The following is a 17338-nucleotide window of genomic DNA, read 5'->3' as shown; positions in this document are numbered from 1 at the left end:
AACGGGCGCTCAGATATCGGCGCCGATCACCTGGTCCATATTGCGCGACGGCTCAGAACAACCGGCCTCACCAACGACCTTGGCCGGCACACCCGCGACTGTCTTTTTGGGCGGCACCGCCTTCAATACGACGGAGCCGGCGGCGACGCGCGAGCAATAGCCGATCTCGATATTGCCGAGGATCTTGGCACCGGCGCCGATCATGACGCCGGAGCCGATCTTCGGATGGCGGTCGGCGCCCTCCTTGCCGGTACCGCCGAGTGTGACGCCGTGCAGGATCGAGACGTTGTCGCCTATGACGGCCGTCTCGCCAACGACGAGGCCGGTGGCGTGGTCGAGGAAGATGCCCTTGCCGATACGGGCGGCCGGATTGATGTCGGTCTGGAAGACGCTGGAGGAACGGCTTTGCAGATAGAGCGCAAAATCACGCCGGCCGCGGTTCAGCAGCCAATGGGCCAGACGATGTGTCTGCAGCGCATGGAAGCCCTTGAAATAAAGCACCGCCTCCATGAAGCGCAGGCATGCGGGATCGCGGTCATAGATCGCCTGGATATCGACGCGCAGGATGGAGCTCCAGTCAGGCCAGTCGAGGAGCATTTCCTCGAAGGTCTGGCGCAGCAGGTTCGCCTGCATGTCGGGGTGATCGAGACGTTCGCAGATGCGGTGGACGATGCATTCCTCGAGCGAATGGTAGTTGATCACCGTAGAATAGAGGAAGGCGGCGAGAACCGGGTCCCGTTCGGCGGCGAGCCGGGCTTCCTCACGCAGGCTGTCCCAGATGGGATCCATCACCTTCAGCGGATGGCCTGTGTCAAAAGCACGAATGTCAGTCTTTGCGACCATCGCCGCTCTCCTCGCTGCCAGCCGGAATGCCGTTTTCGGAATGCCGATATATAAAGGAAAACGCCAATAACATAAATGGGTGCCGTCGCCATGGTTTTTTAGCATGGTTTTTCGGCATCACGATGTTGTTAGCGATGGGCGACCCTTGCATAGAAGGCCAGCACCGCCTGCTTGAAAACCCTGTCACCGACGGCGAGCATATGATCGCGGCCCGGAATATCGAGCGCTTCGGCATTCTGCATCAGCGCCGCCAATTCCTGCGGCGAGCCGGCGATATCATCCTTCGTGCCGACGCCGATCAGCGTCGGCATGTCGAGCTTGGCCATATCAGAACGGGCGACGAGATCGCGCGAACCGCGGATGCAATCCGCAAGAGCGACCCGGTCGCTCTTCGTCTGCTCGGCGAAGGCGCGGAACATGCGGCCGCGGGCATGGGTCACCGCGTCCAGCGAGGGCGCCAGCAGCGCATCGGCGATCGGGTCCCAGTCACCGACACCATCGGTCATGCCGATGCCGAGGCCACCAAGAACCAGCGAACGGACGCGATGCGGATTGGCAAGTGCGGCAAATACGGAAATGCGCGCGCCCATCGAATAGCCCATGACATTGGCTTCTGGGATGCCCAGATGATCCAGCAAGGCGATCGCATCGCTGGCCATGACCCATGGACGATAGGCTTCGGCATGGTGCGGCTTGTCGCTTGCCCCGTGGCCGCGATTGTCCATGGCGATCACCCGGTAGCCGGCATCGCCGAGCGTCTTCAGCCAGCCCGGATGGACCCAGTTGACGTTTGCAGTCGAGGCAAAGCCGTGGATCAACAACACCGGCACACCGGCCGGATCGCCCTCATCAAAGAAAGCGAGCTGCAATCCATCATGGGTGAAGCTTGAAAATGCGGGTGTATTCAGGTTCATCGGGCCTTCCTTTTTGGCGCGAACATAGTCGAGCGGCCTTTCATCGTGAAGCCAAAAACTGCGGCTAAAAACTGTGCCCGGCGCGGCGGTTTGGCTCTACACATTTGCGGCGAAGGCTTATAAGGTTCGCGCACATTTCAAAGCATTCGGAGAGCGACATGGCCGGCCACAACATTCCCCACTTCCAGAACGACGGCGGTCACCGCGTTATCGAAGTCGGTGTCAAGGAATTCATGTGCACCGGCGCATCGGCTCCCTTCGATCATCCGCATATCTTCATCGACATGGGCGACGACAATGAGAAGGTCTGTTCCTACTGCTCGACGCTCTATCGCTTCAATTCCACGCTCAAGCCTAGCCAGACCAATCCGGCCGGCTGCGTTTTCCACGTGAAGGCGGCGTAGTCGGTCCAGATCCGGATCGGACGGACAATGCCGGTCGAACATGCCGCCATCATCGGCGCCGGGATATCAGGGCTGACAGTTGCCCTTGCGCTTTCGCGCCGGGGCATCAGTTCGGAGATCTTCGAGCAGGCGGGCGAACTCACCGACGTCGGCGCCGGATTACAGGTTTCGCCAAACGCTTCGCGCATCCTTGCCGAACTCGGTATCCTTGAAAGACTGTCAAAGGTCTGGCTAGAGCCCGACGCAATCCGGCTGATATCGGGCGGATCGCTGCGCCAGCTCGCGGCGGTGCCGGCCGGCAAATTCGCGCGGGAACGCTGGGGCGCTCCCTATGGCGTCTTGCATCGCACCACATTGCAGAAAGTCCTTTTGGCTGCGGTTAGCGCCGATCCGCTCTGCCGGCTTCACCTCGGCGTGCGGATAAATTCGACCCTACCGTCTTTCGAGCGCGCGGCCGATGTTGTGATCGGCGCGGACGGCGTCTGGTCAAAGCTTCGGCAATCCATTCCGGGCAGCCCCTCGCCGCGCTTTTCCGGCAATATCGCCTACCGTTTTACGATTGCCGAAACTGAGGCGCCCGGCTTCCTCGACCGGGCAAGCGTTTCGGCTTTTCTCGGCGGTTCGGCGCATCTCGTCTGCTATCCGCTAAGGGAGACCGGCAGCTTCAACATGGTGGCGATCACCGCCGGCAATATTGCGCCGCAGGCCTGGCAAAGCGAGCCGACGGAAGAACAGCGGACGCAGCTGCGGGCGCGCCTTTCCGGCTGGAATGCCGCGATCGTCTCGCTGCTCGAAAAAAACCGGAAGCTGACGTTCTGGCCGCTGTTCGAAACCACGACAGGCTCCTGGCAGGATGGCCGCAAGACGGTTCTGATCGGCGACGCCGCGCATGCGATGATGCCTTTTGCCGCCCAGGGAGCGGCGATGGCGATCGAAGACGCCTATGAACTCGCTGCGTTTCTTTCGAACCGCTCCGCGGCGGAAGCGCTGGCGCTGTTCGAAAGACATCGGACGCCCCGCATCGCCAAGCTTCGCCAGCGCGGCGCCTTCAACCGGTTTGCCTATCATGCGAAAGGACCGATCCGGATCGGCCGCGATCTCGTGCTCGGCCTCAAGCCGCCGCTAAGCCTGGCGGCGGATCTCGACTGGATCTACGGCTATCGGGCTGTCGATCTGCCGTGAGGCATTGCCAGCCACGACAAACCGTGTCCGGTCAGACCGCGCTTGCGGCGGCAAACCCCCGTTCGATATCGGCCTTGAGGTCGGCCACGTCCTCGATGCCGATCTGCAGGCGAATGACCGGACCGTCCGTCGGCGCCTTGGCGACCTTGCGGTCGTTGAGATAGGCGTGCAAAGCCAGGCTTTCATAGCCGCCCCAGGAATAGCCGAGACCGAAAATCCTGAGCGCGTCGAGGAAGGCATGCGCCTTTGCTCTGGACTTTTCGGGGCCTTCAGCGGCCAGCACGAAGGAAAAGATGCCGCTGGCGCCTTTGAAATCCCGCTTCCAGAGATGGTGCGAGGGGAAACTCGGCAGGGCCGGATGCAGCACGCGGGCGACGTCCTCCCTGCCCTCCAGCCATTCTGCGATATCAAGCGCGCTTTCATAATGCCGTTCGAGGCGCAGGCCCATGGTGCGCAATCCGCGCAGGATCTGATAGGCGTCATCGGGTGCGCCGCAGATGCCGAGCACACCGTTCGATTCCTTCAGCCGCTCCCAGTGTTCGGCATTGGCCGAAACCGTTCCGAGCAGAATATCGGAATGGCCGGACGGATATTTCGTCGATGCATGGATCGAGATGTCGACGCCGTGATCGAGCGGCCTGAAATAGAGCGGCGTCGCCCAGGTATTGTCCATCATGACGACGGCGCCGTGACGGTGCGCAACCGCCGAGATCGTCGGAATATCCTGCATTTCGAAGGTATTGGAGCCGGGCGCCTCGGTGTGAACGAGTTTCGTATTCGGCCGGAACAGAGCCTCGATGCCGGCGCCGACCGCCGGGTCGTAATATTCCACCTCGACACCGAGGCGCTTCAACATCGTATCGCAGAAATGGCGCGTCGGGCCATAGACCGAATCGACCACCAGCGCATGATCGCCGGCAGCGACGAAACCCAGAAACGGAATGGTGACGGCCGCAAGGCCCGAGGGCACGAGGATCGTGCCGGCCGAGCCTTCGAGTGCGTCGATCGCCTCGCAGAGCGCATCCGTCGTCGGTGTGCCGCGCGTTCCGTAGGTGTATTTCTGCGTGCGCGTCTCCATCGCCCGCGCATTCGGAAACAACACCGTCGAGGCATGCACGACCGGCGGATTGATGAAGCCGTGATAGTCGAAAGGGTCGTTGCCGATATGGGTCAGGCGGGTGTTGATGCCGGCATTCTGCAGCAAGCTGTCTTTGTCTTTCATGTCGGGAATAGCCTTTGGCGACGGAGACGCAAACCCGGACTTTTGGACGCCCCGCCATATCAGGTCAACCCCTAGGCGCTGATCGCCGGCGACGTGGCGAAGCGGTGGAAGCCACGATTTTCGCGCTATTTTTCCGCAATCAGGCGCCTATTTCATAGCCAAGTGCCCACGAACGCAGCGCAATCTACCAAAATGCTGAAATTTGCCGCAATTATTGACCGCGACACTTGACCATGGTGACATTTGCGACTGTGATAGAACAACTCGCGCCGGGAGGGTGTCGAGAAAATGGGGAGGCGGCAGAGTTTTTCCGCTGGAACTTCCCACAAGAAAATACAAGACAACGGAAAAGGTTGGGAAAAAATGAAGAACAAGCTTCTGTCCGCAACGATCGGCGCAGCAGTTTTCGCTCTTGGCGCTTCGGCTGCTTCGGCCACGACACTCACAGATGTCAAGGCAAAGGGTTTCGTTCAGTGCGGCGTCAATACCGGCCTTACCGGCTTTGCCGCACCTGACGCTTCCGGCAATTGGGCCGGCTTCGACGTCGACTTCTGCAAGGCCGTCGCTTCGGCCGTGTTCGGCGACCCCACCAAGGTCAAGTACACGCCGACAAACGCGAAGGAACGCTTCACCGCTCTGCAGTCCGGTGAAATCGACGTTCTCTCGCGTAACACCACCTGGACGATCAACCGCGACACCGCACTCGGCTTCAACTTCCGTCCTGTCACCTATTATGACGGTCAGGGCTTCATGGTGCGCAAGAGCTTGAACGTGAAGTCGGCTCTCGAACTCTCCGGCGCCGCAGTCTGCGTACAGTCGGGCACGACCACCGAATTGAACCTCGCTGATTACTTCAAGACGAACAATCTGCAGTACAATCCGGTCGTCTTCGAAAATCTTCCTGAGGTCAACGCGGCTTACGACGCTGGTCGTTGCGACGTTTACACGACCGACCAATCCGGTCTCTATTCGTTGCGTCTGACGCTGAAGAATCCCGACGAACACGTTATCCTTCCTGAGATCATCTCCAAGGAGCCGCTTGGCCCGGCCGTCCGTCAGGGTGATGATCAGTGGTTCGATATCGTTTCCTGGACGGCTTATGCGCTGATCAATGCCGAAGAGTTCGGCATCACCCAGGCAAATGTCGACGAGATGAAGAATTCGCCGAATCCGGACATCAAGCGCTTCCTCGGCAGCGAGACCGACACCAAGATTGGCACCGATCTCGGCCTGACCAATGATTGGGCCGCCAATGTCATCAAGGGCGTCGGCAATTATGGCGAAATCTTCGAGCGCAACATCGGCCAGGGCAGCCCGCTCAAGATCGCACGCGGCTTGAATGCTCTCTGGAGCAAGGGCGGCATCCAGTACGCACCGCCGGTTCGTTAATCGAGCTTTGGCATGAAATCCCGGGAAGGCGGCCGAGCCGCCCTCCCATCTTCCAAAAAGCAAAAAGAAAGCCCGAAAACGGGCACAAGGGGATTGGCGCGGCATGACGCATGGGGCTGTGGATACGACACCTTTGCATGGCACCGGCTGGAGTTTCCGGTCGGCAATGTACGACCCGAAATACCGGAGCATATTTTTCCAGGTTCTAACAATCGTTATTCTCGTGGGCATTGTGTGGTGGGTGGCCCACAACACGGCCGTGAACCTTGCCCGCAGCAATACGGCATCGGGTTTCGGCTTTCTTCGCGGTCGCGCCGGTTTCGAAATCGGCCAGTCGCTGATCAGCTTTTCGAGTGACTCGACTTATGCGCGCGCACTTGTCGTCGGCATTCTGAATACCTTGCTGGTGGCGGTGACCGGTATCTTCACGGCGACCATCATCGGTTTCCTGATCGGGATCGGCCGGCTATCGCACAATTGGCTGATTGCCAAGCTCTGCACGGTCTATGTCGAGGTTTTCCGCAACATTCCGCCGCTGCTCGTCATCTTTTTCTGGTATCTCGGCGTTCTCTCCGTTTTGCCGCAGCCGCGCGAGTCGGTGGGTCTGCCGCTCAGCATGTTCCTCAACAACAGAGGACTGGCCTTCCCGAAGCCGATCTTCGAGACAGGTATGATAGCGGTCGGCATCGCCCTGGTGATTGCGATTGTCGCCACCATCATCATCGCGCGCTGGGCCCACAAACGCCAAGCCGCAACCGGCCAGCCGTTCCACACGGTATGGACGTCGATCGCACTGATCGTCGGCTTGCCATTGCTGGTCTTCGTCGTCTCCGGCTTTCCGCTCACCTTCGACGTTCCGGTTGCCGGAAAATTCAACCTCACGGGCGGCTCCGTCGTCGGTCCCGAATTCATGTCGCTGTTTCTCGCTCTGTCCTTCTATACCGCCTCGTTCATCGCCGAGATCGTTCGCGGCGGCATTCGCGGCGTTCCAAAGGGACAATCCGAGGCAGCCGGCGCGCTGGGGCTGCATCCGTCGAGCGTGACGAGACTTGTCGTGGTGCCGCAGGCGCTGCGCATCATCATCCCGCCGCTGACGAGCCAGTACCTGAACCTGACCAAGAACTCCTCACTCGCCATCGCGATCGGTTTCTCGGATCTCGTTGCCGTCGGTGGCACGATCCTCAATCAGAGCGGTCAAGCGATCGAGATCGTCTGCATCTGGGGTATCGTCTATCTCAGCTTGAGCATTCTCACGTCGCTGTTCATGAATTGGTTCAATGCCAAGATGGCACTGGTGGAGAGATAAGATGTCGGTCGCCGATAAACCCTTCGTCAGAACGTCCATCCTTGCCGCCGAACCACCGCCCCCCGGCGAGAGGGGAGCCGTCGCCTGGATACGCCGCAATCTCCTGGCAACCCCGAAGGACGTGATCCTGACAATCCTGGCTCTTGCGCTCATCGCATGGGCCGTGCCGCATCTCGTCAACTGGCTGTTCATCCAGGCCGTATGGTCCGGGCCGGACCGCACATTCTGCGCGACGACGATCCAGGGCGGCGTCCAGCCTGACGGCTGGAGTGGTGCATGCTGGGCCTTCGTCAGCGCCAAGTACGATCAGTTTATATTCGGCCGCTATCCGCTGGATGAGCGTTGGAGACCGGCGATCGTCGGGATCCTGTTCATTGTTCTGCTGGTTCCGATGCTCATCCCTTCGGCGCCGCGCAAGGGCCTGAACGCCATTCTTCTGTTCGCCGTCCTGCCGGTCCTCGCCTTCTGGCTTCTTCACGGCGGCTTCGGCCTCGAAGTGGTGGACACTCCGCTCTGGGGCGGGTTGATGGTGACGCTCGTCCTGTCCTTTGTCGGTATTGCCGTCTCCTTACCCTGCGGCATTCTGCTTGCGCTGGGGCGCCGCTCGAAGATGCCCGTCATTCGGATGCTCTGCGTTACCTTCATCGAGGTCATTCGAGGCGTCCCGCTGATCACCGTTCTGTTCATGGCAAGTGTCATGCTGCCGCTCTTCCTTCCCACAGGCTGGAACGTGGACAAACTGCTTCGGGCGCTGATCGGTGTGTCGATCTTCACCTCGGCCTATATGGCGGAAGTGATCCGAGGCGGCCTTCAGGCGATCCCGAAGGGCCAATTCGAAGGCGCCGATTCGCTTGGCCTCGGCTATTGGCAAAAAACCCGGCTGATCATCATGCCGCAGGCCATCAAGTTGGTCATCCCGAGCATCGTGAACACCTTCATCGGAACCTTCAAGGACACGTCGCTGGTCACCATCATCGGCATGTTCGATCTGCTTGGCATCGTCAAGCTGAACTTCTCCGATGCCAACTGGGCAAGCGCCGTCACGCCGATCACGGGTCTGATCTTCGCGGGCTTTATCTTCTGGCTGTTCTGCTTCGGCATGTCGCGCTATTCAGGCTTCATGGAACGCCATCTCGATACCGGCCACAAACGATAAGAACGCTAAAACGATAAGAATGAGGGAAAATATCATGGCTGAAGCTCCAGCGAAAAAGCTCACCGTTTCCGCGACGGAAGTGGCGGTCGAGATCGTCAACATGAACAAGTGGTACGGCGATTTCCACGTGCTGCGCGACATCAACCTGAAGGTCATGCGCGGCGAGCGGATCGTCATTGCCGGCCCGTCGGGCTCGGGCAAGTCGACGATGATCCGCTGCATCAACCGCCTGGAAGAGCATCAGAAGGGTCGCATCATCGTCGACGGCACCGAGCTCACCAACGACCTGAAAAAGATCGACGAGGTGCGGCGCGAAGTCGGCATGGTGTTCCAGCACTTCAACCTCTTCCCGCATCTGACGATCCTCGAAAACTGCACGCTGGCGCCGATCTGGGTGCGCAAGATGCCGAAGAAGCAGGCCGAAGAAGTGGCCATGCATTTTCTGAAGCGGGTCAAGATTCCGGAGCAGGCCAACAAGTATCCGGGACAGCTTTCCGGCGGCCAGCAGCAGCGCGTGGCGATCGCCCGGTCGCTATGCATGAACCCGAAGATCATGCTGTTCGATGAGCCGACCTCCGCACTCGATCCCGAAATGATCAAGGAAGTGCTCGACACCATGGTGGGGCTTGCCGAGGAAGGCATGACCATGCTCTGCGTCACGCATGAAATGGGCTTTGCCCGCCAGGTCGCCAACCGGGTTATCTTCATGGACCAAGGCCAAATCGTCGAACAGAACGAACCGGCCGCCTTCTTCGATAACCCGCAGCACGAACGCACCAAGCTGTTCCTCAGCCAGATCCTGCACTAAAGCGCGTCGCGATCTTTCAGATTCGCTCTTCGCGCTTTAGGTCTTTGCTTTTACGCATGTCGTTGTCGCAAAAACTGCTGCATAGTTTTGCGCGACATGCTTTAGATCGAATCATCCTTTGAAAAAGACCCGCCGAGCCGCTGGCTCGGCGGGTTTTGTATGTTCAGCGGGAGGCGGTCGCCTGCAGCAGACTGCAGAGACCGGCAAGGCCGGAATCACCGCCGGAGGCGGAGATGTCGGCGCAACGGACGAGCATCTTGCGCTGGTCATTGACAGGCATGCTGCGGAAGGCCTCCAGCGTACGTGCCTGCGACGCGCTAAGCGTGCTGCCGGGCGCGGCCGTGGCATTGCTGCCGCCAGCTTCATCCACCCCGCCGATGGCGAGATTGGCATCGACCCCATTACCGGTGCCAACCGAGGCCGTGGCCTTGGCATCGATTCCGCTAGAACCGCCGACGCGTGCATTGACATCGGTATTGATGCCCCGGCCGCCGCCAGCATTGGCGGTCGCATCGGCATTGACGCCGTTCGAGCCGCCAACGGAAGCACCGGCATCGGCGCTGATGCCACTTCCGCCGCCGAGTGACGCGCCGACATCGGCGCTGACAGCATTGCCGGCATTCACCGACACGCCGACATCGAGCGCACGCGCATCGCTTGCCGGCATGGCAAGGAGGGCGCAGCTGGACGCGAGCACTGCAAGGGATAGTGTCTTGTGATTACGGGTCATGTTTTCCTCCGTTTCCATTCTGCCGGACGATCTGCCCGGCAGTCGAAAATCGAGGAACGCGCGTGCCTTCGATCGATCGGATCGCCTGCAACTCCAGGACGTCCATGGCAAGGCAACGTGAAGGGATGACGAATGTTTCACGAGACGGCGCGGCAAGTCGGTTCGGCAGCGTGCGATGATGTTTCACGGTTATTGAAATACGAATTATCTGACAGACTGTGCCAAAAGCGAACATATATCGCAGCGGCTAGAGAGCCGACGGAGTATTTCCTCCGCCATTGCGGCAGGAAACTTAAAGCCAGCAAGCAAATCTCAGTTCGCGATACGATTGGCGGCGAATAATCCATTTGCAGCGTTCTCGCGCAGATCGACTACACCCTTCCCCCGAATTGACTTTTCCACCTCAGATTTAGATTGCTAAAAATAACTCCCCTTCCGTCTGGATATATCAGGCGGGAAGTCCATGTTTCAGCTTGTTCTCATCTGATGGAACTGGAGGTTTAGAATGGGCATTTTCGACAAGATCAAACATGCAATTTTCGGAGAGGCGAAAGCAGCCGAACCGGTTGCTGCCGGCGCGCCGAAGACAGAGCCGGCGCAAGCGCCTGCCTCACCGTCGGCAGCGCCCAGTCCGACGCCTGCGGCCCCTGCCCCGCAGAGCAAGCCGGCCCCCACGGCCACTGCTCCAGGCACAGGCACAGTCGATATCGTCCCGATCCTTGACGCGGCAGTGAGGAAGAGCGGCCAGAAGCTCGATTGGCGCCGCTCGATCGTGGACCTGATGAAAGCCGTCGGGATGGATGCAAGCCTGACCGAGCGCAAGGAACTTGCCGCTGAGCTCGGCTATACGGGCGACACCAACGATTCCGCAAAAATGAATATGTGGCTGCACAAGGCGCTGATGAAGCGGCTTTCGGAAAATGGCGGCAAGGTACCTGCCGATCTCCTGGATTGATCGATGACGGATGGCTGCCGCCATTTTTGTGGTGGCAGCTATGCGATTGCTGTTCCGCCGAGGTCACGGCCGATCAGACCGGGGGCCGGGGAGTCCCCTTGCCCGCAGGCACTGGAACGAATAATGTTCCGCTCGATACTTCGATAATCGATCAGGGGGAATTAGATCCGATGAGATTGATGGTAGTCGTTGGTCTTGCACTTAGCCTCGGCTGTATATCGGCCGCAGAATCTCCTTCAAACTATCATTCCTACAGCGGCATTCGGGTCGATACCGACCCGGCGCTCCTGGCTCGATACGATAAAGCGCTTCAACGCTGCGTGCCGGAAGCAGGCTCATGGCGACGAGGCTCGCCGGACCCGCGAAGCCTGCATTACAACGCGGCTCTCAGAAGTTGCCTCTATAGGTACAGCTTCGTCGACAGAGGCGTCTACGCGTACCCCATCCCCCAGGTCTACTTCGATCACTTCCTGGATCGCTGAGAAGAGACTGGCCCTTCAGGGCCCATCAAACAAAAACCCCGCCATTTTGGCGGGGATGTCTTCAATCGAGATGCTGCGACCTCTGCATAATTCCTTAAATCGGAAAGACGCGCGGCGCTGTCGTCAGCGTTTGCCGCCAGTTGGTGGGCGACCCTTGCCTGCCGGGCGATTGCCGCTTCCGGACGAGGTCTTGGCGTCATTGCCCTGACCGAAGTTGGTGCCGCCGAGATGGCCACCGCCGCTGGTATTGGCAACCTGGCGCTGCGCTTTGCGCAACAGTGCCTCTGCATTGGTCTTGCTCATGAAATTCTCCTCAATGGCTGGAAAACCCAGCCGGAATGCCGCCACTGACATCCGCGGTCAAAGACCGAAGGCTTATCAGGCAGCGACGATGGGTGTTTGGCGGAGGCTTGCGTCGATCAAAGAATTGCCTGCGTTCATGACGATTCCCCCTCAACCGGCATGACAATCACCCTCCGGCGGCTGCCGGACGGCGCAGAAATCGATTTTGAAAGGAAAGATCAGCTGGGACGCCGGGGCGCAAACCAAGCTCGACAAGCAATTTCGATAGAAGAATCAATAGGACGGCAATGTGTTTAAAACAAGTTCCCGGCTTCTGGCTGAAGAGGCATTACCGACAGCTTTTGCCCGATTCATAGAGGATGGCCATGCTCAGCTCCGGTTGGAACACTTCTTGCAGAGTTACTAATATGTTTATGATGCAAGGACCAAATGTCATGAATCGGTACACATCGCATCAGTTTCCCGCGCTGAGGATCCTCATGAGCGGCCAAGATAAATACAGCGTCGTCAGGACCCTCGGCGACGCAGCCACCATGCTCATTTCCGAATGGCCTGGGGATGATGGCGAGGAGTATGTCGTGGCAGTGAGGACATGCCTCGACGCCATCCGCGGCACCACGCCCCCAAACGCCGCGCGGGAAGCGCTGATGAGAGCGGCTGATGAAGCCGGCATCCGCTACCTCTCGGTGGTTCACTGAGATCACTGCCTGGATCAGGCAGGACGCAATAGGCGCGCAGCCGACGCTGATCGCCGAAGCCGAATACACCGCTTGGACGGATGGCGGAAAGCTGCAGCCTGCCGCGTATAGGGGCTGGGGGAAGTGCGGGATAGCACCGGGTTCTTGAACCCTCCCAGATCGAGCCGCGGCCGCGCGCGGAGAGATCCCCAACCTCACCCGACAGTCGAGATTGCATGGACTTTCATGTCATCTCGAACTTCATAGAACTTATCGCCGTCGAACGGGTATCGTTCTGAAATCAAGGTGCGGTCTTAGCTTCTCCGGTCGCGGGTTTTCTCTTGATGCAACGGAACCCGACATGGCTGGTGGAGGTGTCATCCGGCTCAGCATGACGAGCCGCCGGGCGATAACGACGGCAGTAGTTCGGAGCGCAGAGATGCGATCCGCCCTTTAGCACACGCCGATGGATGCGTATCTCGGGCTGGCGAGGGTCGAAGCTCGCCTCGGCATCGCCGCCGCGCGGGTTGCTTGGAATGCAGCACGAATGGCTGGCAGGCTCCGGATGGCGTGTCGACCAGTAGTCGGACGTCCACTCCCAGACGTTTCCAATCATGTCGTGGAGGCCGTAGCCATTCGCTGGAAACCAGCCGACGGGTGAGGTGCGCTCATGGCCTTTCGGCTTTGTCGTCGTCGTGGGGAAGATGCCTTGCCAGGTGTTGGCCATGGCGACGCCGTTCGGCATGAATTCGTCGCCCCATGCATATTCCGTGTCGTCCGAACCGCCGCGCGCTGCGAGCTCCCACTCCGCCTCGGTCGGCAGGTCGAGGCCAGCCCAGTCGGCATATGCCTTGGCGTCGGACCACGCGACGTGGACGACGGGATGGTCGAGCTTGCCGCGAAGGTCGCTCAGGCCCCCGAGAGGCCGCCGCCAGGTCGCGCCGAACTTGAACGTCCACCACTGCGAGATATTGGGACCATTCACCGACTTCGGCCGGGTGAACACCAGCGATCCCGCCCTCAGCATCTCCGGTAGCGCGCCGGGATAGTCCTTCGGATCGGGCACCGTCTCGGCGACGGTCACATGTCCGGTCGCCTTTACGAATTCCATGAACTTGCGGTTCGTGACCGGTGTCCGCTCTATCCAGAAGCCGTCGACCTTCACCGGGTGGGCCGGCGCCTCCTCCGGATAGTGGTCGTTCGATCCCATGGTGAATGTACGGCCCTCGATCCATACCAGATCGTCGGGCATGTCTTCCGCTTCGAATTCCAAGGCCATCGCCGCCTCCGTGGTGTGGCGGCCGAGCATCGCGCGGCGGGTACCCGCTCAGCTCAACCATATCTGCATCCCTATTTGGCGATCAAGGAAGCCGCTCCCGCAACGGTCGCCCTTCAATGACCGACCTTATCGACGCTTTAGGACGGACAACAAGCTATTGCCGTTCGTTGACAAACTCCGACTGGTTTTGAACTGATGGTGCCGCGGGAACCGCGGCATCACAATTCACCTGACGGTCTGTTCGAACAATGCGAGAGCCGCTTGTCGACCCATCGCGACCATCCAAGTCGCTCGCTAGAAATGGATAGCGAGCCCAACGATCGGCCCTTGCTGCACGGCGTCGAAGACGAACCCGTCGTTGCTGTAGTTAACCCCCAATGCCCGGTACCCCGCGACCGCGGACACCGTCTCGTTGAATTTGTAGCCGAGAGCCAAGGCGACGTCCCAGTCGATATCCGCGCCGCCTGCCCCGACCAGTCCCCATCCGGTCATGTAGATTTCCGGCGTAAAGAAGTAATTGCCCCGGAAACCCGCGATGCCATCGACCCAGGTATCACCATCGTCGCCCTCCACGCCGTCGAGCAGCCCACCGTTGAATCCGATGGTCGTGTCGACCGACCAGACCCTGATGCCCCCGACGATATCAAGGTGGCCGGACGGACTCTCCAGCACCGAGTAGCCGACACCGAGCAGGCCGGCAAACGTCTTCGAGGTGACGTCGACACTGTCGGCCAGGATGCCGGCAGGCGTGCTCGCATCCGCCCCGAGTTTGGTATAGATGACGTCGCCGAAAATGCTGAAGCGGTCGTAACGCGCCTCGCCTGCCGCCATGAAGGCAAAGTCGAGATTTGACAACAGGTCGCTGAAGTCGGCGTCCATGTGGACCTCGGGCAATCCGAACTGTGCGGTATCGCCGGAGATGCCGGCCGCCCAGAAATAGGGGGCGACCGTGAAGGTCCACCCGCTTGAGCTTTCCACCTGCTTTGCATCGGGCGTCAGCGGCGTGATGTCGGCCGTCCTCGCAGGTGATGCAATTGCAAGCGCGGCGCAGACGGTGGCGATATAGATGGCTTTCATGTCCTATCCCTCAATCAGCAAGCGAGTGCGAATCCCGCCTGACAGTTCCCCCAAAACAAAATATTCCAGATAACTAATAAAATTATAAATAAATTTCCATTACGCAAGCGCGCATAAATTGTGTGCCGTCGGTAGCAATCACTGCTTTTGGCATTCCTGCGTCGAATGTCCCGCGGCACAGGCCGTTGCCGCCGTGCGGGCACGCTTGTCGCCACCTATCAGCGCGTTTGCCCTGTCCCCATAATTCTCTCTTGTATTCTGATCGACGACCGCAACGGGGGCGGTGAGGATCAGACCCGCCGCGTGACCTGCTGCCGCGGCCGTTCCGATCGTCGCATCGAGTATGTGGTCACCCAGCCCCACCTTGTCTTCGCTCAGCGTCTGCCCGTCGGAAATCCTGGAACCGATCAGCCGAACGATCTCGGGAGATTCTGCAAACTTCGTGTGGTGGAGGCGGTCGCCCTGCTTGACCTTGGTGAGATCGATCACGCTGATCTTGTTGATTTCCAGTTCTTCCTTGTAGGGCGATTGCTCCGGATCGATCGCGCCGAGGCGCGACACATCTCCCCAAACGCGGCGCGAGACGGCAAGCGCCCGGTCGTCTCGTGATACGAACAGCGTGAACTGCGGGTGCTGCTTGCCCATATCCACGATCTGCTGGCTGAACACGTCGACATCGACGTCGGGTGCGGCGAGAATGACGTTCCTGAACTTCGCCGGCAGCCTGCCGTTGCGAATGGCCATCTGACGCAGTGACTCCAGTGTCAGCCAGTTCCCCATCGAATGGGCGAGGATGGAAACCTCCTTCACCTCTTTGTCGCGGGCCAGGTACTGAAACAGCGTTTCAAGCGCATTGCGGGTGTAGTTCGTACTTTCCCGGTCATAGCCATAGGCAAGCAGGCTGCCGCGCGATGGCCATGTGACGAGAATGGGCGCGCTGTGGACGCGGGAATCATGGACGATCTGGGCAAAGCGGTAAACGGAATCTTCGAATCGCGTGTTGAAACCGTGGATGAACACCAGGACGCTTCCATCCGGTGTCTTGCGCACGCTGGCGCTGAGCCAGGATTTTGCGGCGTCGATATCTATCTCCTTGGCCTTCAGCGTCGCGAAATCCCTGGAAGGATTCGGAGGCAACCTTCTTGGCCATGCGACACTTCCCACCTTGCGGGCACTGTCAGGTGGGATGGAGATAGTCATTTCCGCAAAGGTGGGCTTCAGCGCACGTTCGCCCGAGAACATCTCGCCGGGAACGGTCGAGCGGCTCCTGGTCGTTGCGACAAGGAGGTTCACCCGGCTCAAACCAGGTGAAGAGGTATCGGCGATCGGCGTAAGGACCCCTTTGGGATGGCCACCGCAACCAGAAAGAAAAATGAGCGAAATGCAGAGAATCACCAGGAGGTTGGTAGGCAATTCGTTGATCCCCATAGGTGCCCTTTGCTTTCAGCAGTAATAGACACCGACCGCGCATCGCCTGACGGTGCGTCGTGCAACACCTGCCACGCTGACGGGCGTGAGGGGCCGCCCGACACGCGCCTCGGCCGGCGTAAAGATTCCCGTCATTCCGGGGACCGCCAGCCGCTCGCCGAGTTCAAGACCGGACATGGCCACAACGATGGTCAGCAACAGGATTTTGATTTTTTGCAACGAGGTCATTTGCTGTCTCCCTTGGCGAAGCGATCCGGAAGCTCATCAATGTCCACGAGCTTTTCCAGCTCGACTTTCTTTGCATCCGTGGTGTTCTTGAAACTGTAGTCTTCGGCAACGACATCGGTGCCTGTTTTCCAGTCGCTGATCTGGATGCTGTATTGCGGTCCCAGATCGACCTGCGTGGCGGTGATCACGTATCGACAAGGATATGGTTTTTCGCCTTGCGCGATCCATAACTGCCAGTCGAGTTCCTTGGTTCGGAATGCAAGATGATCGCATTCAACGCCGCCAATCACGCCGCTTCCGAGATCCTTGACGTCAACAACGTCGCGCATCAGTTCGTCGTAGACATTGGGCAGCAGGAGATCGGCGCCGGGAACCGGGCGGTGAAGTTTATCCCGCATTTCATCGACGAGATGATCGATCGTGCCGGGCAGATCAGCCTGAGTATAAAGATTGAGATGTTTTCCAAGGACCGTCGCCGTCTTGCCATCAAAGGTCATCTCGACATCGGCAAAGCCACCGGTGCGAGTAACGCGGAGCTTGTCGGGTCGGCCCATCTCCACCTTTCCGGAACTTGCGAGCAGTAATTTCTGGTGCTCGGTGGTGACAATCTCAAAATTGGTGTCGTAGGCGAATGAAATCGCCTTCTGGGCCGAGAGATAGTCGGACATCGCCTTGACGAGCTTCCTGGCATCGGGCTCTTCGGCACGGGCGGCCAAAGGTGAGATCAACGTGACGGCCAGCGCAAGCGCTACGGACGATCGCCAGTTTGCCGTCAGGCAATGCTTGCAGGAGAGTTTTACCATCGACCTGTGCTCCTTGCGTCTTGGTGGCGAGCGAAGTCAAACGTGTCGGGAGAGGATGGAGATCGCGATCCAAGGATGACCGCCTCATTCGCCCCGCCCCTTTGTCCTGTTGCATCAGCTATTGTGCGGCAAAGACGAGCTCGGCGCTCGTA

19 protein-coding genes are annotated in these 17338 nt (G+C 59.5%); 9 read left to right on the top strand and 10 right to left on the bottom strand.

Annotated features, from left to right (window positions below; translation table 11 throughout):
- Positions 1-9 precede the first annotated feature (9 nt).
- Positions 10-843 carry a serine O-acetyltransferase gene (cysE, locus tag AB8B31_RS09080; protein WP_131703240.1) on the bottom strand — a complete coding sequence of 278 codons (834 nt, stop codon included), beginning with the start codon at positions 841-843 and terminating at the stop codon, positions 10-12.
- A gap of 128 nt (positions 844-971) precedes the next feature.
- Positions 972-1757 carry an alpha/beta fold hydrolase gene (locus AB8B31_RS09075; protein ID WP_018241879.1) on the bottom strand — a complete coding sequence of 262 codons (786 nt, stop codon included), beginning with the start codon at positions 1755-1757 and terminating at the stop codon, positions 972-974.
- 158 nt (positions 1758-1915) lie between these two features.
- On the opposite strand from AB8B31_RS09075, the gene AB8B31_RS09070 reads away from it, so the two are divergent.
- Both AB8B31_RS09070 and AB8B31_RS09065 read left to right on the top strand, forming a co-directional pair.
- Positions 1916-2161: a zinc-finger domain-containing protein gene (locus tag AB8B31_RS09070; RefSeq protein ID WP_018241878.1), complete on the top strand. Its 246-nt coding sequence runs from the start codon at positions 1916-1918 to the stop codon at positions 2159-2161.
- A gap of 27 nt (positions 2162-2188) precedes the next feature.
- Entirely contained in the window at positions 2189-3343 is a 1155-nt protein-coding gene (locus AB8B31_RS09065; protein WP_018241877.1) for an FAD-dependent monooxygenase, read from the top strand.
- Positions 3344-3374: 31 nt separating this feature from the next.
- On the opposite strand, the gene AB8B31_RS09060 is transcribed toward AB8B31_RS09065, so the two are convergent.
- Entirely contained in the window at positions 3375-4565 is a 1191-nt protein-coding gene (locus AB8B31_RS09060; RefSeq protein ID WP_018241876.1) for a cystathionine beta-lyase, read from the bottom strand.
- A gap of 363 nt (positions 4566-4928) precedes the next feature.
- Here AB8B31_RS09060 and AB8B31_RS09055 point away from each other — a divergent pair, with 363 nt between their 5' ends.
- The 4 genes from AB8B31_RS09055 (at position 4929) to AB8B31_RS09040 (ending at position 9224) form a co-directional block, all read left to right on the top strand.
- Positions 4929-5954 (top strand): amino acid ABC transporter substrate-binding protein, encoded by a 1026-nt coding sequence (locus tag AB8B31_RS09055; RefSeq protein ID WP_018241875.1) that lies wholly within the window; start codon positions 4929-4931, stop codon positions 5952-5954.
- Between the two features lie 103 nt (positions 5955-6057).
- Positions 6058-7260: an amino acid ABC transporter permease gene (locus AB8B31_RS09050; protein WP_018241874.1), complete on the top strand. Its 1203-nt coding sequence runs from the start codon at positions 6058-6060 to the stop codon at positions 7258-7260.
- Between the two features lies 1 nt (position 7261).
- Positions 7262-8416: an amino acid ABC transporter permease gene (locus AB8B31_RS09045; protein ID WP_018241873.1), complete on the top strand. Its 1155-nt coding sequence runs from the start codon at positions 7262-7264 to the stop codon at positions 8414-8416.
- Positions 8417-8450: 34 nt separating this feature from the next.
- Positions 8451-9224: an amino acid ABC transporter ATP-binding protein gene (locus AB8B31_RS09040; RefSeq protein WP_003559021.1), complete on the top strand. Its 774-nt coding sequence runs from the start codon at positions 8451-8453 to the stop codon at positions 9222-9224.
- 163 nt (positions 9225-9387) lie between these two features.
- Here AB8B31_RS09040 and AB8B31_RS09035 read toward each other — a convergent pair whose 3' ends face one another.
- Positions 9388-9954, bottom strand: a complete 567-nt coding sequence (locus tag AB8B31_RS09035; RefSeq protein WP_131703239.1) for a hypothetical protein — start codon at positions 9952-9954, stop codon at positions 9388-9390.
- A gap of 505 nt (positions 9955-10459) precedes the next feature.
- Here AB8B31_RS09035 and AB8B31_RS09030 point away from each other — a divergent pair.
- Positions 10460-10909: a DUF3597 domain-containing protein gene (locus AB8B31_RS09030; RefSeq protein WP_131703237.1), complete on the top strand. Its 450-nt coding sequence runs from the start codon at positions 10460-10462 to the stop codon at positions 10907-10909.
- Positions 10910-11079: 170 nt separating this feature from the next.
- The gene (locus AB8B31_RS09025) at positions 11080-11391 is read left to right on the top strand and encodes a hypothetical protein (protein ID WP_080764114.1); all 312 of its coding nucleotides are present in this window, start codon (positions 11080-11082) and stop codon (positions 11389-11391) included.
- A gap of 123 nt (positions 11392-11514) precedes the next feature.
- Here AB8B31_RS09025 and AB8B31_RS09020 read toward each other — a convergent pair whose 3' ends face one another.
- The gene (locus AB8B31_RS09020) at positions 11515-11694 is read right to left on the bottom strand and encodes a hypothetical protein (RefSeq protein WP_018241869.1); all 180 of its coding nucleotides are present in this window, start codon (positions 11692-11694) and stop codon (positions 11515-11517) included.
- A gap of 407 nt (positions 11695-12101) precedes the next feature.
- Between AB8B31_RS09020 and AB8B31_RS09015 the strand changes: the two genes are divergently transcribed.
- Positions 12102-12392: a DUF982 domain-containing protein gene (locus AB8B31_RS09015; RefSeq protein ID WP_018241867.1), complete on the top strand. Its 291-nt coding sequence runs from the start codon at positions 12102-12104 to the stop codon at positions 12390-12392.
- A 280-nt stretch (positions 12393-12672) separates the two neighbouring features.
- Here AB8B31_RS09015 and AB8B31_RS09010 read toward each other — a convergent pair whose 3' ends face one another.
- The 5 genes from AB8B31_RS09010 to AB8B31_RS08990 all read right to left on the bottom strand — a co-directional run bounded on the left by AB8B31_RS09010 (position 12673) and on the right by AB8B31_RS08990 (position 17186).
- Positions 12673-13650, bottom strand: coding sequence for a formylglycine-generating enzyme family protein (locus AB8B31_RS09010; RefSeq protein ID WP_131703236.1), 978 nt, complete (start codon positions 13648-13650; stop codon positions 12673-12675).
- Between the two features lie 294 nt (positions 13651-13944).
- On the bottom strand, positions 13945-14727 hold the full coding sequence (locus AB8B31_RS09005) for a hypothetical protein (protein ID WP_047621664.1): 783 nt from the start codon (positions 14725-14727) through the stop codon (positions 13945-13947).
- Positions 14728-14865: 138 nt separating this feature from the next.
- Complete coding sequence (locus tag AB8B31_RS09000; RefSeq protein ID WP_018241863.1) at positions 14866-16155, bottom strand: alpha/beta hydrolase; 1290 nt, start codon at positions 16153-16155, stop codon at positions 14866-14868.
- A gap of 15 nt (positions 16156-16170) precedes the next feature.
- Entirely contained in the window at positions 16171-16383 is a 213-nt protein-coding gene (locus AB8B31_RS08995) for a hypothetical protein (protein WP_018241862.1), read from the bottom strand.
- Positions 16380-17186 carry a DUF2092 domain-containing protein gene (locus AB8B31_RS08990; protein ID WP_018241861.1) on the bottom strand — a complete coding sequence of 269 codons (807 nt, stop codon included), beginning with the start codon at positions 17184-17186 and terminating at the stop codon, positions 16380-16382. The genes AB8B31_RS08995 and AB8B31_RS08990 overlap by 4 nt, the downstream gene beginning before the upstream one ends.
- Positions 17187-17338: the final 152 nt, after the last annotated feature.

This window comes from Rhizobium sp. 62_C5_N11_2 (assembly GCF_051811185.1).
Lineage (GTDB): Bacteria > Pseudomonadota > Alphaproteobacteria > Rhizobiales > Rhizobiaceae > Rhizobium > Rhizobium leguminosarum.
The sequence above is the reverse complement of the archived record's forward strand: the minus strand, read 5'-3'. Positions and strand labels throughout refer to the sequence as shown.